The 26,132-nt window shown below is 61.3% G+C and carries 26 protein-coding genes and 4 pseudogenes; 14 read left to right on the forward strand and 16 right to left on the reverse strand.

Annotation, left to right across the window (positions count from 1 at the left end):
* Positions 1-16 precede the first annotated feature (16 nt).
* From AMK05_RS29630 to AMK05_RS29645, 4 genes are read left to right on the forward strand one after another with little or no spacing between them, the layout of a single operon-like run.
* Entirely contained in the window at positions 17-1,915 is a 1,899-nt protein-coding gene (locus AMK05_RS29630; protein WP_064843659.1) for an ATPase, T2SS/T4P/T4SS family, read from the forward strand.
* Positions 1,916-1,925: 10 nt separating this feature from the next.
* Positions 1,926-2,789 carry a type II secretion system F family protein gene (locus AMK05_RS29635; protein ID WP_064843661.1) on the forward strand — a complete coding sequence of 288 codons (864 nt, stop codon included), beginning with the start codon at positions 1,926-1,928 and terminating at the stop codon, positions 2,787-2,789.
* Positions 2,789-3,691 carry a type II secretion system F family protein gene (locus tag AMK05_RS29640; protein ID WP_171899872.1) on the forward strand — a complete coding sequence of 301 codons (903 nt, stop codon included), beginning with the start codon at positions 2,789-2,791 and terminating at the stop codon, positions 3,689-3,691. Before AMK05_RS29635 ends, AMK05_RS29640 begins: the two co-directional genes overlap by 1 nt.
* A gap of 2 nt (positions 3,692-3,693) precedes the next feature.
* On the forward strand, positions 3,694-4,569 hold the full coding sequence (locus AMK05_RS29645) for an FHA domain-containing protein (protein WP_064843665.1): 876 nt from the start codon (positions 3,694-3,696) through the stop codon (positions 4,567-4,569).
* A gap of 897 nt (positions 4,570-5,466) precedes the next feature.
* Here the strand turns inward: AMK05_RS29645 and arsC are convergent.
* The 5 genes from arsC to AMK05_RS29675 are packed head-to-tail and all read right to left on the reverse strand — an operon-like array spanning position 5,467 to position 8,261.
* Positions 5,467-5,889 carry an arsenate reductase (glutaredoxin) gene (gene arsC / locus AMK05_RS29655; RefSeq protein WP_064843669.1) on the reverse strand — a complete coding sequence of 141 codons (423 nt, stop codon included), beginning with the start codon at positions 5,887-5,889 and terminating at the stop codon, positions 5,467-5,469.
* A gap of 4 nt (positions 5,890-5,893) precedes the next feature.
* Positions 5,894-6,934, reverse strand: a complete 1,041-nt coding sequence (gene arsB / locus AMK05_RS29660; protein WP_064843671.1) for an ACR3 family arsenite efflux transporter — start codon at positions 6,932-6,934, stop codon at positions 5,894-5,896.
* Between the two features lie 6 nt (positions 6,935-6,940).
* Positions 6,941-7,384 carry an arsenic resistance N-acetyltransferase ArsN2 gene (gene arsN2 / locus AMK05_RS29665; protein WP_064843673.1) on the reverse strand — a complete coding sequence of 148 codons (444 nt, stop codon included), beginning with the start codon at positions 7,382-7,384 and terminating at the stop codon, positions 6,941-6,943.
* A complete protein-coding gene (locus AMK05_RS29670; protein WP_064843675.1) occupies positions 7,381-7,908 on the reverse strand; it encodes an arsenate reductase ArsC in 528 nt (175 codons plus the stop codon). Before AMK05_RS29670 ends, arsN2 begins: the two co-directional genes overlap by 4 nt.
* The gene (locus tag AMK05_RS29675) at positions 7,905-8,261 is read right to left on the reverse strand and encodes an ArsR/SmtB family transcription factor (RefSeq protein ID WP_064843677.1); all 357 of its coding nucleotides are present in this window, start codon (positions 8,259-8,261) and stop codon (positions 7,905-7,907) included. Before AMK05_RS29675 ends, AMK05_RS29670 begins: the two co-directional genes overlap by 4 nt.
* A 41-nt stretch (positions 8,262-8,302) precedes the next feature.
* On the opposite strand from AMK05_RS29675, the gene AMK05_RS29680 reads away from it, so the two are divergent.
* Both AMK05_RS29680 and AMK05_RS29685 read left to right on the forward strand, forming a co-directional pair.
* Positions 8,303-8,824 carry a DUF6428 family protein gene (locus AMK05_RS29680; RefSeq protein WP_064843679.1) on the forward strand — a complete coding sequence of 174 codons (522 nt, stop codon included), beginning with the start codon at positions 8,303-8,305 and terminating at the stop codon, positions 8,822-8,824.
* Between the two features lie 70 nt (positions 8,825-8,894).
* A pseudogene (locus AMK05_RS29685) lies at positions 8,895-9,271 on the forward strand (FHA domain-containing protein); the annotation flags it as partial.
* Positions 9,272-9,324: 53 nt separating this feature from the next.
* Here the strand turns inward: AMK05_RS29685 and AMK05_RS29690 are convergent.
* From AMK05_RS29690 to AMK05_RS29705, 5 genes and pseudogenes are all read right to left on the reverse strand, one after another.
* Positions 9,325-11,484 carry a hypothetical protein gene (locus tag AMK05_RS29690; protein WP_237352269.1) on the reverse strand — a complete coding sequence of 720 codons (2,160 nt, stop codon included), beginning with the start codon at positions 11,482-11,484 and terminating at the stop codon, positions 9,325-9,327.
* A gap of 227 nt (positions 11,485-11,711) precedes the next feature.
* Complete coding sequence (locus AMK05_RS29695; protein ID WP_064843683.1) at positions 11,712-12,365, reverse strand: hypothetical protein; 654 nt, start codon at positions 12,363-12,365, stop codon at positions 11,712-11,714.
* 327 nt (positions 12,366-12,692) lie between these two features.
* Complete coding sequence (locus AMK05_RS29700) at positions 12,693-14,072, reverse strand: IS1182 family transposase (protein ID WP_064843686.1); 1,380 nt, start codon at positions 14,070-14,072, stop codon at positions 12,693-12,695.
* Positions 14,073-14,145: 73 nt separating this feature from the next.
* Positions 14,146-14,475 (reverse strand): annotated as a pseudogene (locus AMK05_RS36290) (hypothetical protein); the annotation flags it as partial.
* Between the two features lie 411 nt (positions 14,476-14,886).
* Positions 14,887-16,218 (reverse strand): IS1182 family transposase, encoded by a 1,332-nt coding sequence (locus tag AMK05_RS29705; protein ID WP_082935607.1) that lies wholly within the window; start codon positions 16,216-16,218, stop codon positions 14,887-14,889.
* 189 nt (positions 16,219-16,407) lie between these two features.
* On the opposite strand from AMK05_RS29705, the gene AMK05_RS29710 reads away from it, so the two are divergent.
* Positions 16,408-17,178, forward strand: a complete 771-nt coding sequence (locus AMK05_RS29710) for an SDR family NAD(P)-dependent oxidoreductase (RefSeq protein ID WP_064843852.1) — start codon at positions 16,408-16,410, stop codon at positions 17,176-17,178.
* 183 nt (positions 17,179-17,361) lie between these two features.
* Here AMK05_RS29710 and AMK05_RS29715 read toward each other — a convergent pair whose 3' ends face one another.
* A complete protein-coding gene (locus AMK05_RS29715) occupies positions 17,362-18,261 on the reverse strand; it encodes an AraC family transcriptional regulator (RefSeq protein ID WP_064843715.1) in 900 nt (299 codons plus the stop codon).
* Between the two features lie 170 nt (positions 18,262-18,431).
* Between AMK05_RS29715 and AMK05_RS29720 the strand changes: the two genes are divergently transcribed.
* From AMK05_RS29720 to AMK05_RS29730, 3 genes are read left to right on the forward strand one after another with little or no spacing between them, the layout of a single operon-like run.
* Entirely contained in the window at positions 18,432-19,190 is a 759-nt protein-coding gene (locus AMK05_RS29720; RefSeq protein ID WP_064843718.1) for an SDR family NAD(P)-dependent oxidoreductase, read from the forward strand.
* 50 nt (positions 19,191-19,240) lie between these two features.
* Positions 19,241-19,915 carry a glutathione S-transferase family protein gene (locus AMK05_RS29725; protein WP_064843720.1) on the forward strand — a complete coding sequence of 225 codons (675 nt, stop codon included), beginning with the start codon at positions 19,241-19,243 and terminating at the stop codon, positions 19,913-19,915.
* Positions 19,916-19,969: 54 nt separating this feature from the next.
* On the forward strand, positions 19,970-20,584 hold the full coding sequence (locus AMK05_RS29730) for an isochorismatase family cysteine hydrolase (protein WP_064843722.1): 615 nt from the start codon (positions 19,970-19,972) through the stop codon (positions 20,582-20,584).
* Between the two features lie 113 nt (positions 20,585-20,697).
* Here the strand turns inward: AMK05_RS29730 and AMK05_RS35865 are convergent.
* Positions 20,698-20,886: pseudogene (locus tag AMK05_RS35865) on the reverse strand (adenylate/guanylate cyclase domain-containing protein); the annotation flags it as partial.
* Between the two features lie 19 nt (positions 20,887-20,905).
* On the opposite strand from AMK05_RS35865, the gene AMK05_RS29740 reads away from it, so the two are divergent.
* The 3 genes from AMK05_RS29740 (at position 20,906) to AMK05_RS36035 (ending at position 21,923) form a co-directional block, all read left to right on the forward strand.
* On the forward strand, positions 20,906-21,307 hold the full coding sequence (locus AMK05_RS29740) for a hypothetical protein (RefSeq protein WP_064843726.1): 402 nt from the start codon (positions 20,906-20,908) through the stop codon (positions 21,305-21,307).
* An 80-nt stretch (positions 21,308-21,387) separates the two neighbouring features.
* Positions 21,388-21,720: a GYD domain-containing protein gene (locus AMK05_RS29745; RefSeq protein ID WP_064843729.1), complete on the forward strand. Its 333-nt coding sequence runs from the start codon at positions 21,388-21,390 to the stop codon at positions 21,718-21,720.
* Positions 21,717-21,923 carry an SDR family oxidoreductase gene (locus AMK05_RS36035; protein ID WP_257784970.1) on the forward strand — a complete coding sequence of 69 codons (207 nt, stop codon included), beginning with the start codon at positions 21,717-21,719 and terminating at the stop codon, positions 21,921-21,923. Before AMK05_RS29745 ends, AMK05_RS36035 begins: the two co-directional genes overlap by 4 nt.
* A 52-nt stretch (positions 21,924-21,975) precedes the next feature.
* On the opposite strand, the gene AMK05_RS29750 is transcribed toward AMK05_RS36035, so the two are convergent.
* Entirely contained in the window at positions 21,976-22,422 is a 447-nt protein-coding gene (locus AMK05_RS29750) for a hypothetical protein (RefSeq protein WP_064843731.1), read from the reverse strand.
* A 126-nt stretch (positions 22,423-22,548) separates the two neighbouring features.
* On the opposite strand from AMK05_RS29750, the pseudogene AMK05_RS35005 reads away from it, so the two are divergent.
* A pseudogene (locus tag AMK05_RS35005) lies at positions 22,549-22,667 on the forward strand (SDR family oxidoreductase); the annotation flags it as partial.
* 394 nt (positions 22,668-23,061) lie between these two features.
* On the opposite strand, the gene AMK05_RS29755 reads toward AMK05_RS35005, so the two are convergent.
* The 3 genes from AMK05_RS29755 to AMK05_RS29765 all read right to left on the reverse strand — a co-directional run bounded on the left by AMK05_RS29755 (position 23,062) and on the right by AMK05_RS29765 (position 26,075).
* Complete coding sequence (locus AMK05_RS29755; protein WP_064843733.1) at positions 23,062-23,853, reverse strand: SDR family NAD(P)-dependent oxidoreductase; 792 nt, start codon at positions 23,851-23,853, stop codon at positions 23,062-23,064.
* A 246-nt stretch (positions 23,854-24,099) separates the two neighbouring features.
* Entirely contained in the window at positions 24,100-25,209 is a 1,110-nt protein-coding gene (locus AMK05_RS29760; protein WP_237352270.1) for a sulfite oxidase, read from the reverse strand.
* Between the two features lie 194 nt (positions 25,210-25,403).
* Positions 25,404-26,075, reverse strand: coding sequence for a DUF938 domain-containing protein (locus AMK05_RS29765; protein WP_064843737.1), 672 nt, complete (start codon positions 26,073-26,075; stop codon positions 25,404-25,406).
* Between the last annotated feature and the right edge of the window lie 57 nt (positions 26,076-26,132).

Below are 26,132 nucleotides of genomic sequence, written 5' to 3' on the forward strand. Positions count from 1 at the left end.
TGCGGGGGGGTAAGCCATGCTGTTGAAGATTTCCTATGAGGATGGCAGCGGCCGGGAGGTGATCCCGCTTTCTTCCAATGAGACCTATTTCGTCGGCGAAAGCAGCACGCTGACGCTGCCGGCCGGCGCCGGCGTCGTGCGGCTGCGCGGCAGCCATGTCTCATCGCCGCAATTCGTGCTGCGCAAATCCGGTCAGGGCTGGTCGGTGCAGCATCACGGCCGCAATCCGACCCGCGTCGACGATCAGCCGCTCAGGGCCGGCACGCCGGTCGCGGTCTCGGCCGGCATGTCGATCTGGGTGCCGAATGTCACCATCGAACTGGTCGAGCCGGCCGCGGCCGCCGAGGCGGTGACGCAGTTTCCGGACCAGGAGCGGGTGCTGGCGTTGCAGATGGAGATACATGAGCGACTGCTAAAGGACACGCAATATGACCGGCTGGTCAAATCCTCCGATTTCGGCCGCGAGGACACGCGCAACCGCATCCGCGAACGGCTCGACATGTTCATCAAGGAGGCGCTCGACGCGGCGCCGCAGGATCTGGTCATCCTGGTCATCAAGAACGCCGTCTACCGCTGGCTGGCCAAACGCATCGCCCGCACCGGGCGGCGCGATGCCTCGTCGACGGCCGCCAGCCTGTTGCGCGAGGAGCAGGACAACCGCCGCCTGTTCGACGTCGGCAAGGCGCTGATCTCGGCGCTGCAGCTGAAGCTGAATTTCGAATCCACCCGCGCCGATTTCGCCCAGCTCGACACGCGCTTCAGCGCCGCCTTTCAGTCCCGCCAGGCGCTCTTCAACGCCGGCGACCGCTACGAGATCGCCCATATGCATCTGCGCTCCAATATCGAGGAGCTGATGTACCGCTGGGGCACGATCTCGGAGCTGATGGATCTCGACGTCATCTCGGAAATCATGGTGACGCGCTACGATGAGATCTACGTCGAAAAATTCGGCCTGCTGGAACGCTATCCCTTCGCTTTCGCCAATGAGCGGCAGCTGATGAAGGTGATCGAGCGCATCGCCGTCGATTCCAACCGCTCGATCAACGAGAGCGAGGCGATGGCCGATTTCCGCATGCCCGACGGTTCGCGCGTCAACGCCGTCATCCCGCCGCTGGCGGTCAAGGGCGCTTGCCTCACCATCCGCAAATTCGGCGGCAAGTCGCGGCTCGACATTTCCAAGCTGGTGACGGCAGGCGCGCTCAGCGAGCCGATGCGCGCCTTCCTCGAGGCGGCGGTGCGGGCCCGCAAGAACATCGTCGTCTCCGGCGGCACCGGTTCCGGCAAGACGACGCTGTTGAACAGCCTGTCGCAGTTCATCCCGATCGGCGAGCGCGTCGTTGCCGTCGAGGACACGTCGGAACTGCAGCTCGACGGCATCCATGTCGTCTATCTGCAATCGCGGCCGAAGACGGCGGAGTCCGAAACCAGCGTCACCATCCGCGATCTGGTGCGCAACGCGCTGCGCATGCGCCCCGACCGCATCATCGTCGGCGAGTGCCGCGGCGCCGAGGCGATCGACATGCTGCAGGCGATGAACACCGGCCATGCCGGCTCGATGACGACGGCGCATGCCAATACGCCGCAGGACATGATGACCCGCCTCGAGGTGATGGTGCTGCAGGGCCAGAGCTCGCTGCCGGTGATGGCGATCCGCCAGCAGATCGTCGCCGCCGTCGAGCTCGTCGTGCAGCTCAACCGCCTGGAAAGCGGGCGGCGCGCGGTGACCGAAATATCCGAGGTGATCGGCATCGATCCGGATACCGGCCTCGTCATCGTCGAGCCGATCTTCCATCTGGTCGGCCGCGCCGGCGGCCAGGCGGTGCATGCCTTCACCGGCTATCTGCCGAGTTTCGTCGCCGAACTCGTCGAGTTCGGCGAAGACGGCGAAATCGAAAAACTCGACATGTTCGTTTGAGGGGGACGCCATGAATATCAGCATTCTGCAGATCTTTACGGTCGCCCTCGGGGCGGTGACGGCGGGGCTGCTTGTCTGGGGCGCGCCGGTGCGCTGGCCGGCGCCGCTCTTGCGCGCCACCGAACGCGATATCGCGCTCGCCAGCGAAGCGGCGCAGGTCTTCGGGCGCGATGCCGTGCCGCCCTATACGATGATTCTCGCCTACGGCATCACGGCGATCGTCGTCTTCCTGGTGATCTCGCTGATCTTCGGGCCGATCTTCGGCATCGTGATCGCCATTCCGGTCGCCTTCTTTCTGCCGAAGGCGGTGATCCGCTATTTCCTGCAGCGGCGCTGGCTGCAGATCGAATCGCAGCTTCCCTATGCAGTCGACCAGATCGTCTCGGCGGTGCGCACCGGCAAGCCGCTCGCCGTCGCCGTCAATGCGGTGGCCGACACCGGCCAGATGCCGGCCTCGCGCGAGTTCGAGCGCATCGCCCGCGAACAGAAGCTCGGCATCGGCCTGGTCGAGGCGCTCGACCGGCATGGCCGCACCGTGCCGAGCCTGCATTTCAAGATGGTTGATGCGGCCCTCGGCCTCTTTGCCCGCCAGGGCGGCGATATTTCCGAGCCGCTGACCGAGATGTCGAAATCCTTCAAGGAAATCTGGAAGCTCGACCAGAAGATCACCACCTCGTCGTCGCAGGCGCGCATGAACTTCCGCGTCGTCAACGGCGGCGCGCTGTTCATGATCCTGATGATCTTCTTCGGCCAGCCGGAGCTGATCGACAAGGTGTTCGGCAACGCCATCGGCATCGTCATCGCCATCGTAGGCGCCATTCTCTATGCCACCGGTTTCTTCTGGATGCGCTCGATGATGAAGGTGTCGGTCTGATGTCCGCGATCCCTCTTGGCCCCCTCGCCATCGTCTTTGCCGGCATCACCGCGGCGCTCTTTGTCTGGTGGATCGGCGACCTGCTCGGCAGCATCCAGGTGGTGCGCCGCTCCCGCGGCGGCGACGGGCCGCCGCCCAATATCGTCGACAGCATCGGCATGCGCACGCCGGTCGAATTCGTGCTGCTGCATTTCGAGCCGTGGCTGGCCGATTACGGCGCCCAGCTGGAGCAGAAGCTGATCTATGGCGGCCGGCCCTTCGGCGGCGTCACCGGGCGCGAATATATCGCGCTGCTGCTCGTCATGAGCCTCTTCGGCTTCGTCCTGCTCGGGGTGCTGTTCGGCATTGCCAGCGGCAGCATCATCGGCGGGCTGGTCGCCGGGCTGATCCTCGGGCTGATCCCCGCCATCTATTTCTGGGTGGTCGCCGACGACAAGATGCAGGACCGCAAGGAACGCATTTCGCGCGAATTTCCTTACTTTCTCGATCTCGTCGTCATGACCCAGCAGGCGCAGGCGACCCTGCCGGAAAGCCTGAGGCTTTATGCCGAGGCCGCACCCGGCACGGTGATGAGCGAAGAGATCGATCAGACGCTGAAGGACGTGGCGCTCGGCACCGGCATGGTCGAGGCGCTGCAGCGCCTGGAGCGCAGGATGACCGCCGAGGAGGTCATCCGCGTCATCCGTGCGGTGATCCAGGGCGAGGTCGAGGGCAGCAACCGCGTCGAGCTGCTGCGCGAACATGCGCGCGACCTGCGCTTCCGCCGCTGGGAGAAAGCCGACCGGGCCAGTGAAAAGCTCAAAGCCAAGATCGTCATGCCGGCGATGATGATCGTCGTGTCGATCCTGCTTCTGGTGCTGGCGCCGGCAATTGTCGAGATGATGTCGAGTGGGATGTTCTGATCATGGCCTTTTCCTTCTTTCGCGGAAACAAACCAAGCCTGCTGCAGACCGGCCCCGGCGGCCAGAGCCGCAGCCATGCGCTCGACCGGCCCGAAATGTCGATCGGCCGGGCTTCGAACGCCGATATCGTCGTCGACGATCCTTTCCTGGCGCCGATCCATGCGCGCATCGAAAAACAGGGCGACGGCGGCTTCATCATCCGCCGCATGGGGCTGAACCCGATCATGCTGCGCGGCGAAGCGCTGCTGCAGACGGCCTCGCTGAAATCCGGCGACAGCTTTCGTCTCGGCAAGGATGTCGAATTCCAGTTTCTAGAGAAGGCGCCCGCCAAGGAGGCGCCGAAGAAGGAGGCGGCCAAGACTGGTGACGACAAGCCGAAGAAGCCGCTCTTCAAGCAGCCGGCCTTCCTCGCCGGCATGGGGCTCGCCTATCTCGCCATTGTCGGCATCATCGGCTACGTCATCCTGTCGGACAGCGGCACCACCGAGGGCGGGCCGACGGCCGAGCGCATCGACGCCGAGGCCGCCCGCATCCCGACCTGCATCAAGAACGCCCGGCGCATGCGCCAGGTCTCCGAAGCAAGCTTCAACGGCGCCGTCGGCGGCCGCGTCGGCCGCGATGGCGACGCCACCTATGCCGCCCTATCGCTCAGCGCCGAACCCGCCGACGACGCGGCGCTGGCAAAGGCCGCAGAACCGATCGTCGAGGCCTACAAGCGCACGGCACTTGCCGCCCTTGCCTCCGAAAACCGCGGCAACAACACGCTGGCACAGACGCTCTACCAGCAGACCTACGATCTCGTGCCCGACATCAACTGCTCGGCCGCGCGCTTTGCGCTGCAGCGGCGAGCAGCGGTGAAGCCGCCGGCGCGGCGGTGAGCGCCGGTGGTGCAGGGCTGATCGTGGCCCACTTACCAATGACCACTGACGGGCCGAAGCGGCCTTTTAGGTATCACTCGCGGTTTCGGCGATGGTAGTCGTGATCTAGGTCTTTCCAGACGTAGAACCCATTCCAAAGGCCAAGCCAGGCTGACAATGCTCCGAAAGAGTCTGCATTTAGAACCTTGGAGAGCGAACTCTCTCCGTGCGAGGGGTCGACTTTCTTCGCCCAAGCACCGATTAGAGCGGTGCCCCACCAGCCAGCGATTATAATAGCCGCAAAGGGCCAGACATATACGATGGCGGCAAGGCAAATAATCAATATCGATCTGTAGATGTTGAGCTTCGACATTCCACTCCCATTTGAAGGCCCGGCAATTTTGGGCTACTCGAAATTATCATAAGTTGCAACGATCCGTGAGATTATAGGCCGCTGTTGGTGCGAAGCCGGCAGCGATTGGGCTTGCTGCGAGCCGGCAAATGAAGAGGAGGTGCCGTGCGTTCTCATCGGTGGCGCACATTCTTACGATGCCTTTGCTGCAACTGATGTCGGCACACCCGCCTCGTCCTTCGAGGTCCCTGCGGGGCACCTCAGGATGAGGCTCTCTTGAACTCCGGCGCTAGATTCTCCGACCCCGTGATTTGCATATGGTATCTCAAGCGCCTGTTATTGGGGCGCGGCATCCTCCAACGCCCCTCATGCTGAGGTGCGTAGCCCGAAGGGCGAAGCCTCGAAGTACGCCGCAACGTTGCTTCTTGCATGTATCAACGCCTGAGCACCCGCCTCGTCCTTCGAGGCCCTGCGGGGCGCCTCAGGATGAGGCTCTCTTGGATGCCGGCGCTACATTCTCCGACCCCCCGTGATTTGCATATGGCATCGCAAGCGCCTCAGGCAGGTCAGACAACGCGCTTGCCCCCTGCATCGAGAACTTGCTCGCCATCTTCCTTGGTGAACGCCCCTTTGTGGGTGTCCGGCAGAATGTCGAGCACCCGTTCGGAAGGACGCGACAGCCGCGTGCCGATCGGCGTGACCACGAAAGGCCGGTTGATCAGGATCGGGTTCTCCAGCATGGCGTCAAGCAACTGATCGTCGGTCAGCTTCGGATCATCGAGGCCAAGTTCCGCATAAGGCGTGCCCTTTTCGCGGATCGCCTCACGGACGGTGAGGCCGGCATCCGCAATCATTCTGACGAGTTGGTCGCGGCTGGGCGGTGTCTTCACATACTCGATGACTGTGGGCTGAATGCCGGCATTGCGGATCATCTCAAGCGTGTTGCGCGACGTGCCGCAGTCGGGGTTGTGATAAATTGTGACGTCCATGACGTTAGACCCTTTTGATGGTGGTGGCGCTGGTCTGGACGGCGGCGCCGCGCTCATACCAGCCCTTGCTGCGGTTGACGATCCAGACGACCGACAGCATCACCGGCACCTCGATGAGGACGCCGACAACGGTGGCAAGCGCCGCCCCGGAGTTGAAGCCGAACAGGCTGATGGCCGCAGCCACCGCCAGTTCGAAAAAGTTGGAGGCGCCGATCAGCGCCGAAGGCCCGGCAACACAGTGCTCCTCCCCGCTCATGCGGTTGAGCAGGTAGGCGAGGCCCGAATTGAAGTAGACCTGGATCAGGATCGGCACGGCCAGCAGCGCAATGACCGCCGGCTGTGCGATGATCTGTTCGCCCTGGAAGCCGAACAGCAGAACCAGGGTCGCCAGAAGTGCCAAAAGGGACACCGGCTGCAGCTTGGCGCCGAGGCGGTTGACGTCAGTCAGACGGCGCAGGATCTGCGCGACGATCACCGGCAGGACGATGTAGAGCAGGACCGACAGCATCAGTGTGTCCCACGGCACCGTAATGGCGGAGAGACCGAGCAACAGGCCAACGATCGGTGCGAAGGCAACGACCATGATGGTGTCGTTCAGCGCCACCTGAGAGAGCGTGAAGTGCGGCTCGCCTTTGGTCAGGTTCGACCACACGAAGACCATCGCGGTGCACGGCGCGGCCGCAAGAATGATCAGCCCGGCAATGTAGCTATCGATCTGGTCAGCCGGCAGGTGCGGCCGAAACAGATAGCCGACGAACAGCCAGCCGAGCAGCGCCATCGAAAACGGCTTGACGGCCCAGTTGATGAAGAGCGTGACGCCGATCCCGCGCCAATGGCGCCCGACCTGGCTTAGTGACGCAAAGTCGACTTTCAGTAGCATTGGAATGATCATCAGCCAGATCAGCACTGCGACCGGCAGATTGACCTTGGCGATTTCGGCTGTGCCGATCGCTTGGAAGACGCTGGGCAGGACATGACCGAGAGCGACGCCGACGACGATGCACAGGAAGACCCAGATCGTCAGGTGACGTTCAAAAGTAGACATGGATTTTTACCCTTGGACTATCTTCGCCAGCAACGCCGCCGAGGCCGGGCACAGGCTTGCAGCCTGGCGGGTTTGCAGGATCGCCGCAGGCGCCGTCGCACGATCCACCTTGGCGAAGCCGAAACGCTCGAAAAACGAGGTTGCCGAATCCGTCAGCAAATAGACCGTGTTGGCACCGCCACGCGCAGCCTGGGTTAGCAACTGCCGGGTGATGGCTTCGCCATAGCCGTGCCGGCGCTGCTGCGGCAGGACCACCAGCGAACGCAGGAGCGCGCAGCTCCCGTAATGTTCCAGGCCCCCATAGCCGACGGTCGCGTTCCGATCCGTGAACCGGAAGAAGCTGCGGCCGTCTTCGTCGAGGTCATCGATTGGAAGTTTGGCAGCCTGCAAGGCCGTCCGCAGATCCTCATCTGCGCTGCTCACCGGTCGTCGATCCAGCTCCCAGCTCATGCGACGTCGCCCCGGCTACTGGTCGTGCCCTCCATCGCGCCGATGGCGCGCAGCTGTGTTTCAAGCGCCAGCTTGTCAATCGATGCGAGCGGAAGGCTCACGAATGCAACAATGCGGTTCTTGAGGAAACGCGCGGCTTGTGAGAAGGCCTGGCCTTTCTCGATCAGCGTAGCTTCGACGGCCGCCGGATCCTCGACACCCCAATGCGCCGTCATCGGGTGGCCGATCCACACAGGGCAGGCCTCGCCCGCCGCGTTGTCGCAGACCGTGAAGATGAAATCCATCTGCGGCGCGCCGGCTTCGGCAAACTCGTCCCAGCTCTTCGAGCTGAACCCCGTGCTTTCGTAGCCAAGAGCACGCAGCGTATCCAGCGCCAGCGGGTGGACTTCACCCTTCGGCTGGCTTCCGGCCGAGTAGGCCTTGAAGCGACCCTTGCCTTCTCCATTGAGGATGGATTCAGCCAGGATCGAGCGGGCGGAATTGCCCGTGCAGAGGAACAGGACCTTATAGACGCGATCGGTCATTGGAGGTTTTCCTTCGGGGCGGGCGCGCAGCAGGCGGCGACTTCGGCGGCCGGTGCGCAGATTTGGGGATGGCCGGCGCAGCAGTCTTCCATCAAAAAGCGGATCAATCGGCCCAGGCCTTCATAATTGGCGGTGTAGATAATCGAGCGGGCTTCCCGCTGTTGATTGATCAGTCCGGCCCGCTCCAATTCCTTCAGATGGAACGAGACATTGGAGGCCGAAACCTCTGCCTTCTCGGCGACGGCGCCGGCAGCCATCCCGCTCGGGCCGGCGACGACCAGCATACGCACGATGTGCAGCCGGGTTTCCTGTGACAGCGCCGCGAAGGACATGAGGGCTTGACGTTCTTCCATATTTCTACAATCCTTGAAGTATTGAAACAGGAGTAGCCGAAATGAATGCGCTCGACAAGCCCCTTCTCGAAACCGACATCAACCTGGGTCGCCTGCTAGAGACGATCGACGGAGTCCGTGAGCTGCCGCTGATCTTCTCCTACTACGGTCGACCGGTGAAATCCGGTTACCATGTCACTGAGGTCAAGGCCGGGCAGTTCGCCGCGCTTGACTGCGGTGCCAACCCCGAAGCCTGGTTCGAAATCTTCGTACAGCTTTGGGATATCGACGAGGAAAATCGTACGCACATGCCGGCCGGCAAGTTCGCGGCGATCATTCGCAAGGTGTCGGAGCATGTGCAACTCGACGGTTCTGCCAAGCTGACTTTTGAGGTAAGCGACGGGATCCGGCCGATGCAGCTCTATTGTGCCTCGATGCCGACCGTGCAGGACGGTGCTCTGCATGTCCAACTGGCGCCGCGTGCGGCAAGCTGCAAGCCCCGCGACCGATGGCTGAAAGAAGAAAACCGCAAGTCATCGGCCTGCTGTGGCCCATCGTCGGCAAAAAGCGCCTGTTGCGGCTGAGCCCGCCGTTCTGGGATAATCTCGCGGGGTGATCAGCAGCGCTCGCTGTGCACAGGGATATTCTATGGCTGCCAAGCGCATCAACGCCGAAGCCGCCCGCATCCAGACCTGCATCAAGAATGCGCGGCGCATGCGCCAGGTCTCCGAAGCCAGCGTCAACGGCGCCGTCGGCGGCCGCGTCGGCCGCGACGGCGACGCCACCTATGCCGCCCTTTCGCTCAGCGCCGAACCCGCCGACGACGCGGCGCTGGCAAAGGCCGCAGAAGCGATCGTCGAGGCCTACAAGCGCACTGCGCTTGCCGCCCTTGCCTCGGAAAACCGCGGCACAACACGCTGGCGCAGGCGCTCTACCAGCAGACCTACGATCTCATGCCCGACATCAGCTGCTCGGCGGCGCGCTTTGCGTTGCAGCGGCGGGCGGCGGTGAAGCCGCCGGCGCGGCGGTGATCAAGGACACGCTTGGCAGATGGTCGGTGCCTTTCTAATATAGGGGAGCCACCTTAAGATCGGTTGAGCCGGAGTGTTCGTGTCGCGTGGGCGTCGTAGCCGTGAACTGTATAAAGCCCGCGAATGGGCAACTGCCCAGAAACCCGGTCGATTTGCGACTCTATCGCTGTTACCACACGGCACCAGATTTCCTCGGTAGGACGCCATTTTTGATACAAACTCTGCGTGGGTTCTACTTTCCCATAAAGGCCTGACGCCGGATTGACCTCGATCAGCGCGAGGGACTGCATGTCGTACTCATCAAATCTGCGGGGATATAAATGTACCGTTATGTCGTCGTCGAGATACTCGAAGACCGGGGCCTGATAAGGATCGCCGTCGGGCGGCGCACGTAAGGTCTGCCAACCGTGGAGATAGAAGATCGCCCTTCCATCAGCTCTGAGCCAACGCAGTCGTCTCGTTTGGCCGATGTTCTCGTCACCGGCGCTTCGATCCGCCAGTCTCCGGAGCGCAGCCTCAACCCTCTCACTTGAGGCCCCGACATCAGCGCCGGGATCGAATGCTTTCCATGGCAGGAGCAAACTGGCTTCAGGATTATATCTGCCGGTGGACGGAGCATTCTCCGAAGTCTTGAGGCGATTACATTGCCAACGACGTAATTCCGGCTCCCATCGGCCTTGAAAGCACCCGCCCAATTCCGCGAGACTTGAAGGGCCGGGACCAAACATCTCGGTATCCGGCCAAGCGAGAAGAGCGTCCCTCGCAAACCTTGCCATCCTATGCCAGTGCTCGTCTGGTATCGGCGGGACGCCTGACTGTTGGTTTTTGGATCGTGACGCGTTGTGATCCAGCACCCACCTGCCGGCTTGATGGTTGGCCCTCCGACCTTCCCGTATAACCACAAGAAGATATTCACTGTCATTATCTCGATAGCAAAAGAGACCCTCGCAGCTGTCGGTAACGCTTCCACTCCCCGCAACGATTTCGCGCCACACAAGCTGTTGTTGGGTTTTTCCGTCCATCAACGAAAGTGCATCCGCCTGAAATTCGAATTGCTCCCACTCCGACCTATTCAGGAGCGGTGGACTGTCATTGAAAGCATAGGGCAGATTTCTATCGTCGTGGTCGCCGCCGTCGAGCGTTTCAGCGATGACAAGTCGGACGGTCCCAACGGGCCCCGCGACAGAGACGATCTTGTCGATCCTAACCCGCTTCGGACGTTGTATGCAGATCTCTTTTACACTGCCCTTACCCTCAGATTCGCGAGAATAGAGTTGAAGGCAAACCTCTTCCCATTGCCATAGGCCGTTCTCGCAAAGGTCTCGAAGGCGATCGCGAAAGGCGCGTGAAAAGGTTCCATACTCCCGCTTCAGCGCTCCAATTTGTTTTGGCCAAGCGTGGTCAAATCTAAATTCAGTTCTCCGTTTTCGGTCGATGGTTCCGATCAGCACTGTATTATCGATGCAAAACGTCCAGCCTGGCTTATAGGTGTGTGAAACAATGCGATCGGTGATGATCTCGTCGTCCATATAAAGCCATTGTATTTGCCATCCCGACTGCCACAGCGGGACCAAAAAGCGTTCCCCGGATCGCAAGTGCGGGCGTTGCGGCAAGAGGCCGACAACCAGTTCCTCAATCTCCTCTGGCCTCGCTGCAGACAAGCTTTCGTGGATCGCGACAATGTCTTCAGCATTGGCCTCTTGAGTAGCCGGGACGAAGCGCCATTGGCGGGGAGCCTCCTGCCGAATAGCCGAGGGCGTGGGCACGGTATCATTGCCGCGCGCCCCGAGATACGCCATGTCGAAGGTTCGATAGTGCTCCTCGCGCCATTGCCCCTTATGCCAACCGCCGCTGACCGCGATCAATTTCGGGCGGAGACCTGTCACCTCTCGCTGGGGCCAGCAAACCAGCGCATCGCAAATGAGCCGATCAATCGCGATCCATTCCTGATAGCTCAATGCAGCGACACCGGACTGCTGCAAAGATCGAGAATAATCGAGGCGCCAGATTAGAGCGCGAGGCAATTGCGGATTGAAAACATCACGCCATTGCACCAGGAGCTGCAGTGAACGGTGAGCGACATGCGCTTCGAACCGCATCCAGCGACGATCACGTAACCCTCCTCGGCCGGCCTCCTCATCTTGATTGACGAATTCGAGAAATCGGACAGAGGCTCCATCGCTTCGAACAAGGCGTTCCTCTTCCTCGAGCATGGACCACCAGCCAATCAACGGAGTGGATTTTCGTTTCCCAAACGGAGGGATAGTCATTGCGAGTGCCTTGAGTAATTGCGGTCAAGAAAAACTTTTAACTGCAAGTTATGGTTTAATTCGACTCTTGCGCTCGACCGAGCAAAGTGGATCACGGATCAAGGTGAACAAACAACATAGAGACCGAACCCCGGCTGCTGCTTTTCGTATCTTTCCCCATGCGGCCGGTTTTATTGCCTGACTGAGAAGTCCAACTGATCGAAACTGAAACTGTCTTCCTCAGGCATGCTTTCACGAATGTTCGTAACCGATTCTCCTGCGCGAAGACGCTGAGCGATTTCGATACCTCGTGCTGCACGCTTGCGCTCCGACTCCCGCCAAAATGCGGTAGTTTCGGGATTCCTGAACTTATACGGCTTCGTTCCGGCGCCGGAGAGGACTGCTTCCGAAAAGTGCGCAAACGTCTTGCAGTCGGTTACAACCGCCCAGAAAATCGTTCGCGCTCTCACGTAGAGATCAAGGTCGAGGAGGCAAGCGACAAGACGATCGGCAATGGCTTCGTTATAGAGCTTGGAGTTCGTTACATAAGCCACAAACCTCCATCGGCAGTGGCCCACCGGGTCATTGGCTAGCTTGATAATAACGTCGGCCATACGGTCCGCTGGCGGGTCAGCTTCATCGAGATACCAAGCGCCGCGCTCTCGCTCGCCTGATTTCTCCGATTGAAGAAGTTCGATGAGCGGCTCTAGGTCGATCCCCTTGCGCCATCGTCCAAACACGGTCCCCCATAGCGCATGATAAGCAAAGTCTTCCCCATGATCCTCTCCGTCATTTATCATTCGGAGCAGATCACCGGTGGCATATGCAGAAAAATCGGAACTCATCGAGAAAGCGGTGGTCGCGCCACGCGCATTTTGGTTGATGCAAGTGTCTTATTTCTCAGCAGCAACATTCATGTCAATCCCAGCGCGAAAGATCGACTGCATTTGGGACCAAGCCGCAGCCTCCTGACAGATTGGCGAAATCTCGTTCCAGCCGACCATGAGGAGCGGTCATGGGTTGGCGAGCGAAAATCCTGATGACCGCTTCTGGCGGATATCGTTGAAAAACTCGACGTATTAGTTGTTCATTCGGCCTTTCGGTCCTTTGGGCGCTGCACTACGTCGCGATCTGCCCCGCACCGCAGCGCAGGGTATCGGTCGATGCCGCTCTCAGGCTGTATTTGCGCCGGATAGCGGCGTCTGAGGCCTTAGCTTGGCAAGCCTGCGGAGGTTTTGTGCTGTTGCTGCAAGAAGGAATTCGTCTCGCGCACCGCACGGGCCTCTCAGTCTTAATCGCGCCATCCGTAGAATGCGCTTGAGGTGTGCAAAGAGTATCTCGACCTTCTTTCGGCGATGCCGCGACTGTACGTATTCAGGTGTCGCAGCGATTGCTCGGGCGACGTCTCGGGCATCTTCGTTGAGATCACGCGGCACCTTACGCATCGGCATGTTCGGGCAGCAGCGAGGCTTCAGTTCGCAGCGATCACAGTCCTTTTTGCTGGCACGGTAAAGCCGCGTCCCTTCGGCGGTGATGCCCGACCTGGGTGTCGCATAGGTTCGGTGGAATTGCTTCAGCTCCTTACCCGCCGGGCAGATGTAGCGATCATTCTCGGCCTCCCATGAGAAGTCTGAACGAGAGAAGGTGCCATCCGTCCTTTTGGACTTGTCGAAGACAGGAATGTGCGGCGCGATCTTCTTCTCCTTGACCAGCCACGCAAGGTTGTCTGCAGAACCGTAGGCACTGTCAGCGGCGAGATACCCAGGGCGCAAGCCGAAGCGGCTCTCCGTTTGGTCGAGCATCATGCGGGATGCTCCGACCTCCGCCTGGCGAATTGCCCGTGTCGCCTCCACATCCAGGATAACGCCGTGATCTGTGTCGATCAGATAGTTGGTGGCATAGGCGAAGAAGGCGTGGCCCTTGTGGGCACCGGTCCATTGAGCGGCTGGATCAGACGGAGAGATAAACTTCGGCGTCACTGGCGAGGCAGCTCCGAAAGCTGCATCATCAAGGACAGCCAGGTATTCCTTCACCGAACGCCCAGCGTCTTCTTTCGCTTCCCATTCCGCTCCAGCTACCGAGCGCTGCTTGTTGGCATCCGCTGCAATCAGGCTGGCATCGACGGCAAACCCGTCCGCACCGGCCAGCCCTTGCGCAAGGCAGCGCTCCACCAAGGTCTCAAACATAAGTCGCAGGATGTCGCTCTGCCGGAACCGGCCATGGCGGTTCTTCGAAAAGCTGGAGTGGTCAGGCACCTTGCCGTCCAATCCGAGGCGGCAGAACCAGCGATAGGCGAGATTGAGGTGGACTTCTTCACAGAGTCGCCGCTCCGAGCGGATACCCATGGAATAGCTGATGATCAGCATCCGCATCATCAGCTCGGGATCAATCGAAGGGCGACCAGTGGCGCTGTAGAAAGGCTTCAGTTGCGTTCGCACACTGTCGAGTTCGAGATGTCGGTCGATCCCGCGCAGCAGATGGTCGGTAGGAACATGATCATCGAGGCAGAAGTCGTAAAAGAGCTGCGCCGGAGCCGTCTGACATCCCATCATCGCTCAGTCCTCCGCAAATCAATGAGAGGATTGAATCACGCGCGCTCAGCGCAAGCAATGGGCGGCGGTCTCTTTACCTCACGTGCCCGACGATCCGAATTGCGTCCTCGGAAGCCTCAAGAGGAAAGCGTTTTCCGGTGCTCTCAATAACAGCCCGGATCGCATCTATGTCCTGTGGCACAAGCTTAGCCGGAAGGTTGTTATCCCTCCGGTATCTTACAACACGCCTAAACTCGATCCATTCAATCTCGACGAGCGGGTAGACGTTAAGCGGCCACAGATCGATATAGGCGTGAGGCGGATACAGCCCCGGATGAGCCGCTATCTCGCATTCCTTGTCGTCGCCAATGAACTTTACCGAACATGCGGCGTCGATACCCGCTGCTTCGAGCGCACTAAAAAGCGCGCGCCACTTTAGACATCAAGGACGCTGCGTAGTTTTCCGCCGCAAACTTCTTCGCCTCCAGCCGAAGCGCCATCATATCGACAGGTTGGTTCTTCCGCATTCCGCATCTCCAAGCGCGTCCGAACAAGGTTTCCTTCTTCATCCATAGCACACCGGACGAACGGCATGAAAACGATGAAGCAGCGTGCCAAGCAACTGGCGCGAAGCCGGTAACGATTTGATTCCTGCGCCTGATGTCGGCACACCCGCCTCGTCCTTCGAGGCCCCGGCGGGGCGCCTCAGAGCTTGTGAAGCTTTTGAATCCGGCGCGTTTTTGGCCGATCTTGGCTGGCCGATGCAGTCGAGCGTCAGGCGATTGCGCGCTGCGTTCGGATGGTCGCGTGTTGGTGTCTGGGTGGTGACAGTGGCTCAGCCCTTGGCAAGCCGATGGCCTTGCAAGATATTGTTGGTGAGTGCGTAGCAGAGCACGACGGCCTGGACCTTTTCGATGCCGCGCACCGTCAATTGTCGCAGATTCCAGTTGCGCCAGCGGGCATGGACGCATTCGCAGATCGATCGGGGTTTGTACTGAGCCTTGCCCGCCTCGCTTGCCATGCGGGCCCGCCAGGCCGACACACCCGGACCGTCGCCGCGGCGCGGCAAGAAGGGATCGGTTCCGTGCTTGGACTGAGTGGGCGGACAAAAGACCTCAACCCCTTCGCCGTGCGCCCACTCGATATCTTCAGCGCTGCCAAAGCCGCCATCGGCGAGATAGCGCCGCGGCAGATGGCCGCTTAGCGCGCGCAACCGCTCCAGCATCGGCCGCATGAGGCCGCGATCGGAGCCGGCATTGGTCACCTCGAGCCCGACCACGAACTGCTCACCGGCCGTGCTCGCAACCTGCACATTATAACCCGGGCGGAAGCCGCCGTCGGCCATCTTCATCACCCGCGCCTGTGCATCCGTGCTGGAGGCGCGCGGCTCCTTCGGCTTTTTGCCATTGCCGCGCTTTTCTTCGCGCGCCTGGCGATGGCGCTCGATCTCGTCAAGAGCGACCTGGGCTGCTCTGAGCCGCTCGCCGCGCTCGCGCGCCGCCCGCTCCCTGGCCGCCTCGATGCGCCGAGTGCTGGCATCCGAACGCGCATCGACCTCGTGCTTGAGCTGATCCACAACCGCCTCGGCAATGGAAAGATGCCGATCAAGCGTCGCTTTGCGGCCGAACGAGGCCGCACCCGCGCTTGCCCGGACCCGCACGCCATCCTGCGCCAGACAATCGAGAGTGACGAGGCCGGCACCGGCAAGCGCCGCCAGATGCTCGGCAAGCAGCCGGTCGAGCAAATCGGCGCAACCAACCCGAAAATCCGACAGTGTGTGATAGTTCACCGAGACACCGCCGCACAGCCAGCGATAGACGTCGTGGCTCCCGCACTGCCGTTCCAGCGCCCGCGCGCTGCCGACGCCGTCGCTGCTGGCATAGAGCCACAGCGCCAGCAAAAGCCGTGGCGAAATCGGTGGATGGCCTGGCCGGTGCTCACGCGCCTTGATCCGATCTTCGAGCGTGCTCAGATCCAGTCCCTCGACATAGTTCCAAATGACCCGCACCGCATGATCCTGGCCGATCAAGCTGTCGATATCGACGGCACGCAACTCGATCTGATCGCGCACCGGCTCACGCATGCGCGCCGCTCCGCGTCCCACCTGAGCACTTCGCCGCGCTCCATGCACCGGCAATCCTTCGAACAGGTCGTCGCCCACCATCATCCCCCAAGCAAATCAACGACCCAACAGAATCACAATCCAATCGCCTCCGCTACCAAACATTCACAGGCTCTCAGGATGAGGCTCTCTTGAACCCCGGCGCTGCATTCTCCGACCCCCGTGATTTGTGGAATATCTGGCATCCGCCCGCCGACCCTGTCATAAATTGATGTCATCGAGGGAGGCAGGATGATGCAGAAGAATGCGCCGGACTTCAGCCTTGAGGGCAAGGTGACTTTGGTGACGGGGGCGAGCCGTGGCATCGGGCGAGCTTGCGCGCTTGCCTGTGCCGCGGCAGGCTCGGATATTGTCTTGGGGGTGCGCGATGTCGCGGCGTCGGCGGGACTGGTTGCCGAACTCGAGGGGCTGGGACGGAAAGTCCTCGCTGTTGAACTGGATCTTCCCAACAAGGCCCATATCGCCCAAGCCGTCGATGCAGCGCTTGGTACATTCGGCCGGATCGATGTCCTCGTCAACAATGTCGGCGTGGCTCCCGGCAATCTCGCGGAACTCGTTGAGGAGAAGGACCTTGACGAGATCCTCGACGTCAACATCAAGGGCACCTTTCTGATGACGCAGGCAGTGGGGCGTCACATGATCAAGCGCAATGGCGGCCGGATCATCAACATCAGCTCGCAGGCCGGCACCGTGGCGCTGCGCGGCGAGGCCATCTATTGCATGAGCAAGGCGGCAATCAATCACCTGACGCGCTGCCTTGCCGCCGAATGGGCTGCCTACAATATCACCGTCAACACCGTATCGCCGACCTTCATTCACACCGATGGCACAGCACCGTTTCTCTCCGATGCCGGAAATCGCAAAGCGACGCTCGATCACATTCCACTCGGCCGGATCGGTGAAACCGACGATGTGGTGGGCGCCGTCGTCTTCCTGGCATCGCCGGCGGCAAGCCTGATCACCGGCGCCAACCTGCTGGTGGACGGTGGATGGTCCGTCGCCTGAGGCCGAGGCTCCTGCTCAGCAGCGCAGGTCTCATTGAGACGAAACGATAATTTTCCCCGCATGACCTGGAGAACAAGGGGTGTGTCCGCTTCGCGCCCGCATCTCGGTCGCCCATGACCGCCTCATCCCCTCCGCACGATCGTTCGGCCGCCGAGCCTCACACAGACGATGCAAGATGGCCGATTACGCCGCTGCCGAGCTGCCGATCGCCTGCCTGAGCTGGCGTATGTCGCGCACCGGGGGTACGCCGAATTGCCGGAGATATTCGCGACTGAATTGCGAGGCGCTTTCGTAACCGACTGCGAAGGCGACATCTGAGGCGGTTCGGTCACCGGAGAGCAGCAGTTGTCGCGCCTCCTGCAATCGAAGCTGCTTCTGATACTGGATCGGGCTGAGCCCTGTCAGCGCCACGAAGTGGCGGTGCAGGCTGGCGCGGCTCATGCCGCTTGCGTCGCAGAGGGCTTCGATCCGCAGCCGCGTATTGTGGTGATCGCGAATCCATTCGACCGCACGCCGGATCCGGCCGAGCGCCCCCTCGGGCCGGGCGATATGGCGCAGCAGGCGTCCCTGCGGGCCTTGCAGGAGACGATAAAGCAATTCGCGTTCCGCCATCGGCGCCAGAACCGGAATGTCGGCTGGGGTGTCGAGCAACGCCAGCAGGCGCAGCAGCGTGTCGCGCAGCGGCGGGGTCATCGGATTGATCGCGATCCCGATGCCAGGCGCATCGGCGTCGCGCACCGGCGGCATGGTGGACGCGATCTCGGCCAGCAATGCGGGGTCGAGGACGAACGACACTGCGACATAGGGCCGGCCGCCATCGGCATCGTGGATCTGGCCGCTCAGCGGCAGATCCAGCGCGCTGACGAGATATTGCGAGGAGTCGTAGCGCAACAGATTGTCGTGGATCGCCACATCCTTCGACCCCTGCAGGATGAAGCAGATCATCGAGCGGTACAGGCACGGCGACGTGCCGGATGTCGCTTGCCCCACGCCGATCTCCAGTCGCTGGATCGGCGTAACGGTCATCCCCGATCGCGCGTGGCGCAGGGCGAGGTCGATATGCGGCTGGAGATGCTCGGTCATGCGCCTTCTATGGCACTGTTTTTCGAACAAGCAAAGAGCCTGAGACAATCAGGCAATAGATTGAGAGCATTGGGCGGGCGGGCGCGGCCCGCCCGGCTTATCTGGTTGGCATCGGAACGACGCCGCAGTGGTGCGGCATTCCGGCGAGACCACTCCAGGAAGGACAGACCATGACCAAAAAGATCGCACTCATCACCGGCGCCAGCCGCGGCCTCGGCCGCAGCATGGCGCTGCATCTCGCCAAGCGCGGCGTCGCCATCATCGGCACCTATCGCAGCGGCGCGGCAGAGGCCGAGACGCTGCGCCAGGAGATCGAGGCGCTGGGCGGCAAGGCCGCGATGATCGCGCTCGACGTCAGCAATTCGGCGAGCTTCCCGGCATTTGCCGAGACGGTGGCCGACATGCTGAAGACCCGGTTCGGCCGCGAGCAGTTCGACTTCCTGGTCAACAATGCCGGCCAGGGCCTGTACGCGCTGATGACCGACGCGACCGAAGAACAGTTCGACCAGCTGATCGACACGCATCTGCGCGGCCCGGTCTTCCTGACGCAGAAGCTGCTGCCGCTGATCGCCGATGGCGGGCGCATCCTGAACGTCTCGTCCGGCTTCGTGCGCGTGACGATGGCGGGCTACGGCCTCTATGCGGCGGCGAAGGCGGCGATCCAGACGCTGACCAAATTCATGGCGGTCGAGCTGGGGGCGCGGCAGATCCGCGTGAACACGATCGCGCCGGGGGCTATCGCGACCGACTTCGGCGGCGGCGTGGTTCGCGACGATGCGAACGTCAACGCATATGTCGCCGGGACCATCGCGCTCGGCCGTGTCGGTGAACCCGACGACATCGGCGGCGCGGTCGCGGCCATCCTGTCCGATGATATGGGCTGGGCGAACGGCACCACCTTCGACATCTCGGGCGGTCAGGCGATCTGACCGTTGCGCCGCCCCTTTATCCGGAATTGCCGTCAAATCGAGAGGCCATCATGCCCGACCCCAGCCTGACACTCATCAGCCACCCGCTCTGCCCGTTCGTTCAACGCGCAGCGATCGTCCTTCTCGAGAAGAGCGTGCCGTTCGAGCGGATCAACGTCGACCTCTCGGCCAAGCCCGACTGGTTCCTGGCGTTGTCGCCGACCGGCAAGGTTCCACTGCTCAAGGTGCACCAGACCGATGAGGAGGACGCTATCCTCTTCGAAAGCATGGTGATCTGCGAATATCTGGAGGAAACGCAGGGCGGCGCGGCGATGTATCCCGACGATGCGCTGCAGCGCGCCCGGCAGCGGGCGTGGATCGAGTTCGCCACGCAGACCCTGGCCGATGGCTGGCAATTCCTCAACGCCACCGATCCGGCGACCGCGGACGCCAAGCGGGGGGCGTTCCGCGACCGGCTCCGGAAGCTGGAGGCCGAGCTCGGGGCGGGGCCGTATTTCGCCGGCGCCGTCTTCGGCATGGTCGATGCGGTCTACGCCCCGCTCTTCCGCTATTTCGCGATCATCGATCCCGCCGTGTCGCAGGCGATCTTCGAAGGCTTGCCGCGTGTCTCGACGTGGCGGGCGGCACTGGCGGCGCGCCCGAGCGTGGGGAATGCGGTGGTCGGGGACTATGCCGACCGCTTCCGCGCGCATCTGCGCCAGCATCAGGCTCTCCTTGCGGCCTGACGCCGACCGCAGGGGCTAAGCACCCGAACATCATCCAAACAAAGGAACAACACCATGACCGACCACGCAACCAACGAAGCCGGCGCCAGGAGCGCGCTGATCCTCATCGAATATCAGAACGACTGGCTGGCCCCCACCGGCGGCATCAACGGCCAGTTCCAGGACCGCGAGCAGATCGACACCGCGATCGCCAATTCGAAGAAGGTCCTCGAAGAAGCCCGGCGCCGCAACATCGAGGTCATCCACGTCAGGATGGTGCTTGAACCGGCCTACCGGGTGCTGGGCGAAGGGAAGTACGGGCTGCGCAAGATGGTGCGCGACTATGGCTCGTTCCTCGGCGAGCAGACCGATTTTTTCCCGGGGTTCGAGCCTCGCGACGGCGAATATGTCATCAGCGAGCGCACCGGCGGCAGCAGCGCCTTTGCCGCCACCACGCTCGACAGCTATCTGCGCAACAACCGGATCTTCGACATCTACGTCATGGGCTTTGCCCTGCGGCAGTGCGTCGAGTCGACCGTGCGCAACGCCCATGACCTCGGCTATCACACCAACGTCATCTACGATGCGTCGGCGGCCTTCACCCGGGAGCAGCAGACCTCGTTCCTGAGCGACATCGCACCTTTCTACGCAAATGCGATCACGACGCAGGCATTCATGACGCAAGCTTAAGCCGTGGCGATGCCGAGCTCCACGGAGGTGGTGCTGGGCATCGTTCGCCCGGCCAGCCATCGCTGTTGCACGTCGCCGGCCCGGTGGCGCGCACGGCCGGCACGAGGCGAATGCGGCCGACGCGCTCGTTTGCAGTCGAGCCTCAGCCGACACTTCCGCACCGCGCGGCCGATGTTCCTGACTTGCTGCTCGCCAGCGAAATGGAGCGGCCAATTGAGTTTGCCCTGGAGATCATCATAGGCCCTGCCCGACGCCGCCACGCCGCCAGGCTCGGCCAAATGCTCCAGCTGCGCGGCGACATTTTCGTTGAGGAGAAGCACCTTGACGAAAAGCGGCCGGCAAGTCCTTGACGGGATGCATTGCAAAAACCGCAGCAACCTTCAGGAAGCTAAAAAACAAATAGCTTCCTGGAGTGAAGGAGGCTTGACGGTCGATAAGTGCGAGACGCGGCCAAGACACAAGATGAAGGAAGGCGAGGAATGGAAACTCGGCGTTCGACCTTTTCGACTGCCGCTCTTCTATATCCGATGTGCCGCTCACACCTTGTGTGCGCTCGATCAATGCGCGGCGGGTATCCGGATCGCGCCGCCGAAAGAAAAGGTGGCGCTCGCGGCCTACGGCAGTTTCGCCGACATCCTTGTCCTCGGCTTCGATGTTTCGGCGGAGAAGAGGGCGGCGCGGGACTTTCTCACGAGGTACGCCGGGTTACTCCGGTTTATCTGATCGCGGCGAACGCCTAGATGTGAGATATTGAATATGCGGCAGATCACCTGATCTGCCCAATAGCTGAGGGAGGATGTCCTATGCCACTGTTCATAATCACAGGGTGCTATTCAGCCACGGCAGCGAAGGGAATGATCGCCGATCCATCGGACCGGGAAGCGGCGGCCCGTGCCATCATGGAAGCAGCAGGCGGGAAACAGCATTCTTTCTACGTCACGACCGGGGAAACCGACTGGATGATAGTCGCGGAATTTCCCGACGGTGTTGACCTGATCCCCGCACTTCTTGTCGTCGGCGCATCGGGAGCAGTATCGAATATCAAAACCGTGCGAGCATACACGGGGGCGGAATTCAAGGCCGCCCAAGAAAAGGCGGGCAAAATCGTATCTGCCTACAAAGCCCCTGCAAGATAAGCAGACGCCTCGTTGGATCATTTCTGGCAGCGGATGTGCGATCCGCTGCCGACAATCGCAAAGCGACGCTCGATCACATTCCTCTCGGCCGGATCGGTGAAACCGATGATGTGGTTGGCGCCGTCGTCTTCCTGGCATCGCCGGCTGCGAGCCTGATCACCGGCGCCAACCTGCTGGTGGACGGTGGATGGTCCGTCGCCTGAGGTGGAGGCTGTTGCACGGCAGCGCAGGTCTCGTCCCGCTGGCGATTGCTGACTAGGCTCCGGCTGGTACGGGAATCATCGATCGAACTTTTTCGAGCGGATGAAAAGCCGTTCGTCCGCCCCATGAAATGAAGATTCCGGTCCTGCCCTGAAAAGCCAAGGCGTTTGTGTAATAGCAGTCGTTGGTCAGGATGTCGTACCGGGCCATCGCGTTGCGAAACGCGAAGGCCGTGCTGCCATAACCCACACCGATCGATATGAGGATACCGAGCGGCAAGGCGAGCAACGGCAACCTGCGCTGCCGAACATCCGCCAGCCAGAGGCCCGCTGCCGCGAGAATGCCTGGGATGACCGAAAAGGCGAGGAAGACGAGATCAGGTGAAGCGAGTGCTCCGAAGTCGTCGTCTACGTAAAGCGCCCGGCCAAACTCCATCACCACAGGCATGAAGAGCCCAAACGCGATAGACAGGATCAGCACACAGATAATGCGAACACGCACGGGTCCGTTCCCAAGCTAAGCCGGTCTTCGGCAATACGGCAATCATACGATCAATTGGCTCCGCTGCCATGGGTTTGCACGCCTGAGTTATTTCGAAGTTAATAATCCATCTATTGAGCTGCAGGACCGTTTGGCGGGATCGGTGAAACCGATGATGTGGTGGGTGCCGTGGTCTTCCTGGCATCGCCGGCTGTGAGCCTGATCACCGGTGCGAACCTGCTGGTGGCGGTGGATGGTCCGCCGCCGGCAGGTGGAGGCAGCGCAAGTCTCATCCAGAGGAAAAACGACAATTTCCTAGTTTAGGGTCACCTTACATCACCGGCAAATGCGATGGCTATCCACGATTTCTATCAGCATGACCTGGAGAATAATGGGTGTGCCCGTTTCGGGCACTTTCCGCGGAGATAGTCCGCCGCGTGTGGCGCGAAGCGATCATCAAATTTATTGAAAGACAGCTTCGCGCCTCCTTATCAGTCGCAATGGCAGACCTTGCCATTGCCGCAGAGCAGACTTCCGTTCGTTTTGACGTTAGTGCATCTGGACACGATTTGGGGTCATCCAATCGACACGCCAACGCTGCCCCGGTAGTGCTCCGACTTTCGCAGGCCGGCAATCACGACGAGCAGGCAAGGGATCACCTCAGAGCGTGTCGATCAGTCCTCCGTCCACGCGCATGGAAGCCCCGGTCGTCGCGGATGCCAAAGGCGACGCCAGATAGGTTACGAGGTTGGCGATTTCCTCTACGCTTGCAGCTCGTTGGATGATCGAACTGCCACGATGCTTCTTGACGAAGTCCGCCGCGACCTCCTCGATCGGCTTGCCCGTCTTCGCACGCTCTTCGGCAAGCATCGCCTCGACACCTTCGGACAGTGTTGGGCCGGGAAGGACCGAGTTCACGGTAACGCCCGTACCAGCCATGCGCTTGGCGAGCCCGCGGGCAACCGCGATATCGGCGGTCTTGCTGACGCCGTAGTGAATCATCTCCACCGGAATGTTAAAGCCGGATTCCGACGCGATGAAGATGACACGACCCCAGTCGACCTTCTGCATGCCTGGAAGGTAGGCACGCGAAAGCCTGACGGCCGACATGACGTTTACCTGCCAGTGGCGATCCCACACCTCGTCGTTCGCCTCGAAGAAGTCGAGCGGCTGAAAAATGCCCGCGTTGTTGATGAGGATGTCCACATGAGGAACCTTGGCGACGAGAGCGTCACACCCTTCAGCGGTTGCGACATCGGCTGCGACGGCGGTTACGGTGCCCCCGGCACCTTCGCCTTTCAGGCGTTCGGCGGCATTTGCGGTCTTTTCTTCGGACCGTCCGTTGATCACCACGTCCGCGCCAGCCCTCGCGAGCTGGCGGGCGATCGCGTAGCCGATACCTTCGGTCGATCCAGTAATAAGAGCGGTCTTGCCTGCGAGGTCGATCTGCATCTGCTGCTCCGTGTGAGGTTGGATAGAGAACGTATGAACTGGCGGTCGGTCTCGCAACAGCCCGCGACGTCGATCCCCGATCGAATGCCTGGAAGTCGATGGTCTGCTTCGCCGTTGACCGCGTCCGAAAAGCACTATCATAGCGGTCGTCGAGCCACCGGCCGCCGTTGCTGCAAAGCGGCTATGGCGCAGTGACAACGTGGGTCGCAGTTGCGCCAAAAGCCGCCATTCCGCCCCATGCGGTGACTAGATCACGAACTCCTCCTCGTACCTCTGTGGCTCGGGAACGACCGTAACCTCCACCGGAACGATCCAATTGGCCGCGTAGCTCTCGCAGTCGGATCGCTGGAGGTCGGGCTGCACGCACCCAGCCGCATCGATCGCGCGACATCGCAGTATATATCGCCCCACGTCTTCAGGGGTCCACATGTACTCCCACAAGCGCCACGCAAAAGGACGTTCTGTTTCGAGGAGCCTTCCCTCGCGCCAGCCCCTGCCATCTCCGGTGCAGACCTGCACCTGCCGGATAGCAGCCTCTCCGCTCCAGGCGGCTCCGAAAATCCGATACGGTTGGCCGGCGACGAGACGCGCCCCCTGCACGGGACGCGCGATCTGCGCTTTGACCTCCATCTCCGCAAGGGGGACCAGCCTGGGTTCCCCGAGGCTGCGCTCCCAACGGAAATAGTCGCGCGCCTGCCAGTAGCCAAGGAACGGTTCCTCCACAACCGTGATATCAGTGATCCACTTGACCCAAGCCATGCCGAACCAGCCACCCACGACCGCGCGTAGCGGGTAGCCGTGATCGCGCGTCAACGCCTCCTCGTTCATCGAATAGGCAAGGATCGTGCTGTCGGCGATGGCCTTCTCAAGCGGTAAACTGCGCGCAAAAGCGATGGGGCCTGGAGAAGCCGTTTTCTTGTTCGTGTCGACGACGCCGCTGTCTGCGCCGACGAGCAGAACCTCACGTGCGGTTCGCTTGACGCCCGCCATTTCTAAAATCTCGCGCAGAGGAACACCTGTCCACGCGGCATTGCCGACGGCTCCGTTCTGCCACTGCAACCCCTCCCTCGGCGGCACATAGTAGACGCGCCCGTTGCCTGCGCACTCGACGACGGCAGTGAGAGTCGTGCTCCGCATCGCCTTGATGCTGTCGAGGTCAAGTTCGATCGGCCGCTCCACCGCCCCGCCAACGCGCAATCTCCAGTCTCGCGCATCGAGGTCCGGCGACGGGAAATGGTTTCGCACGAAGAACAGCTCGGTTGGGATCAGCCAATCGGAGAGTGACGCAAACGGAAACTCGATGTTTGGTGGGGATTTCTGTCGAACTATTAGACTGGGTTGCTCTGGTGTCGGCATCGTCCTCGTCTCCCCTTCAAAGAGCACAACGTTGGCACTCGGTCGCACGAATTCCGGTTCGATCACACCGCCCCTCGCAGCGCGTTCCGTCTTCGGCCCCAGTCTAGCACATACCGCACGTTCCTCGGATCGACCTCGAACGGCAGCAAAGGGCCCCGAATGTTGCCCACGTCTCTTTCACGCCCGCTTGTCGTTCAGGCACTACCGGTGGAGAAGATCAGCAACATATTGTTGGCAGGCATCTCGATCGTCTCGCGGAGATTAAGCCCAGCGGCCTCACCCATTTGTTCAAGATCAGCGATATCACGCACACCCCAGGATGGGTTGCGCTCCTTTAGAGCCGCGTCGAAAGCAGCGTTCGAGGGGGCGTTGTGTGTTCCGTCGCGCATGAATGGGCCGTAGAGAAGAAGAAGCCCACCAGCGTGAAGCAAACGGCCAGCTCCTGCGAACAATCCTAAGCTTGCCGCCCATGGCGCGATATGGATCATATTGATCGACACGATGGCGTCAAAATGACCTGTTTGTTCGACGCCCCATTGCCCTGCGCACACATCAATATCCCGCGGTGCCAGCACATTCTTCAGCCCTGCAAATTTGATCCAGTTAGACGTGCTGGTGCGGGCGTCGGCATCCGGATCGCTCGGCTGCCAAGTGAGGTCGGGCATTGCTCCCGCAAAACACACGGCGTGCTCGCCGGTCCCGCATCCAATCTCCAGCACGGCGCCACGTGTTGGAAGGACGCGTTTTAGGACCGCGAGGATCGGCGCCGAATTTCGCGCAGCGGAAGGTGAGAACATGCGCTGGTCGGCGCTTATATCGCGCTGTTCCAGCGCAACAGGCGAACGGTCCTTCTTCTCTGGGGGCATTGGCCTTGAATCCCCTTTGGGCGATGTCTGTCACCTTATAGATTGAACTCCTCCCTT

The organism is Rhizobium sp. N324 (assembly GCF_001664485.1).
In the GTDB taxonomy this organism is placed as follows: Bacteria; Pseudomonadota; Alphaproteobacteria; order Rhizobiales; family Rhizobiaceae; genus Rhizobium.

What these genes read in the sequence shown, in the direction of transcription:
- AMK05_RS29730 (WP_064843722.1), top strand. Translation starts at nt 19,970, where the DNA reads ATGACCGACCACGCAACCAACGAAGCCGGCGCCAGGAGCGCGCTGATC.
- AMK05_RS29630 (WP_064843659.1), top strand. Translation starts at nt 17, where the DNA reads ATGCTGTTGAAGATTTCCTATGAGGATGGCAGCGGCCGGGAGGTGATC.
- arsN2 (WP_064843673.1), bottom strand. Translation starts at nt 7,384, where the DNA reads ATGAGCTGGGAGCTGGATCGACGACCGGTGAGCAGCGCAGATGAGGAT.
- AMK05_RS29765 (WP_064843737.1), bottom strand. Translation starts at nt 26,075, where the DNA reads ATGCCCCCAGAGAAGAAGGACCGTTCGCCTGTTGCGCTGGAACAGCGC.
- AMK05_RS29635 (WP_064843661.1), top strand. Translation starts at nt 1,926, where the DNA reads ATGAATATCAGCATTCTGCAGATCTTTACGGTCGCCCTCGGGGCGGTG.
- AMK05_RS29715 (WP_064843715.1), bottom strand. Translation starts at nt 18,261, where the DNA reads ATGACCGAGCATCTCCAGCCGCATATCGACCTCGCCCTGCGCCACGCG.
- AMK05_RS29680 (WP_064843679.1), top strand. Translation starts at nt 8,303, where the DNA reads ATGAATGCGCTCGACAAGCCCCTTCTCGAAACCGACATCAACCTGGGT.
- AMK05_RS29695 (WP_064843683.1), bottom strand. Translation starts at nt 12,365, where the DNA reads ATGAGTTCCGATTTTTCTGCATATGCCACCGGTGATCTGCTCCGAATG.
- AMK05_RS29675 (WP_064843677.1), bottom strand. Translation starts at nt 8,261, where the DNA reads ATGGAAGAACGTCAAGCCCTCATGTCCTTCGCGGCGCTGTCACAGGAA.
- AMK05_RS29760 (WP_237352270.1), bottom strand. Translation starts at nt 25,209, where the DNA reads ATGCCGACACCAGAGCAACCCAGTCTAATAGTTCGACAGAAATCCCCA.
- AMK05_RS29670 (WP_064843675.1), bottom strand. Translation starts at nt 7,908, where the DNA reads ATGACCGATCGCGTCTATAAGGTCCTGTTCCTCTGCACGGGCAATTCC.
- AMK05_RS29755 (WP_064843733.1), bottom strand. Translation starts at nt 23,853, where the DNA reads ATGCAGATCGACCTCGCAGGCAAGACCGCTCTTATTACTGGATCGACC.
- AMK05_RS29645 (WP_064843665.1), top strand. Translation starts at nt 3,694, where the DNA reads ATGGCCTTTTCCTTCTTTCGCGGAAACAAACCAAGCCTGCTGCAGACC.
- AMK05_RS29710 (WP_064843852.1), top strand. Translation starts at nt 16,408, where the DNA reads ATGCAGAAGAATGCGCCGGACTTCAGCCTTGAGGGCAAGGTGACTTTG.
- AMK05_RS29640 (WP_171899872.1), top strand. Translation starts at nt 2,789, where the DNA reads ATGTCCGCGATCCCTCTTGGCCCCCTCGCCATCGTCTTTGCCGGCATC.
- AMK05_RS29745 (WP_064843729.1), top strand. Translation starts at nt 21,388, where the DNA reads ATGCCACTGTTCATAATCACAGGGTGCTATTCAGCCACGGCAGCGAAG.
- AMK05_RS29720 (WP_064843718.1), top strand. Translation starts at nt 18,432, where the DNA reads ATGACCAAAAAGATCGCACTCATCACCGGCGCCAGCCGCGGCCTCGGC.
- AMK05_RS29700 (WP_064843686.1), bottom strand. Translation starts at nt 14,072, where the DNA reads ATGATGGGATGTCAGACGGCTCCGGCGCAGCTCTTTTACGACTTCTGC.
- AMK05_RS29705 (WP_082935607.1), bottom strand. Translation starts at nt 16,218, where the DNA reads ATGATGGTGGGCGACGACCTGTTCGAAGGATTGCCGGTGCATGGAGCG.
- arsB (WP_064843671.1), bottom strand. Translation starts at nt 6,934, where the DNA reads ATGTCTACTTTTGAACGTCACCTGACGATCTGGGTCTTCCTGTGCATC.
- AMK05_RS29725 (WP_064843720.1), top strand. Translation starts at nt 19,241, where the DNA reads ATGCCCGACCCCAGCCTGACACTCATCAGCCACCCGCTCTGCCCGTTC.
- arsC (WP_064843669.1), bottom strand. Translation starts at nt 5,889, where the DNA reads ATGGACGTCACAATTTATCACAACCCCGACTGCGGCACGTCGCGCAAC.
- AMK05_RS29690 (WP_237352269.1), bottom strand. Translation starts at nt 11,484, where the DNA reads ATGCTCGAGGAAGAGGAACGCCTTGTTCGAAGCGATGGAGCCTCTGTC.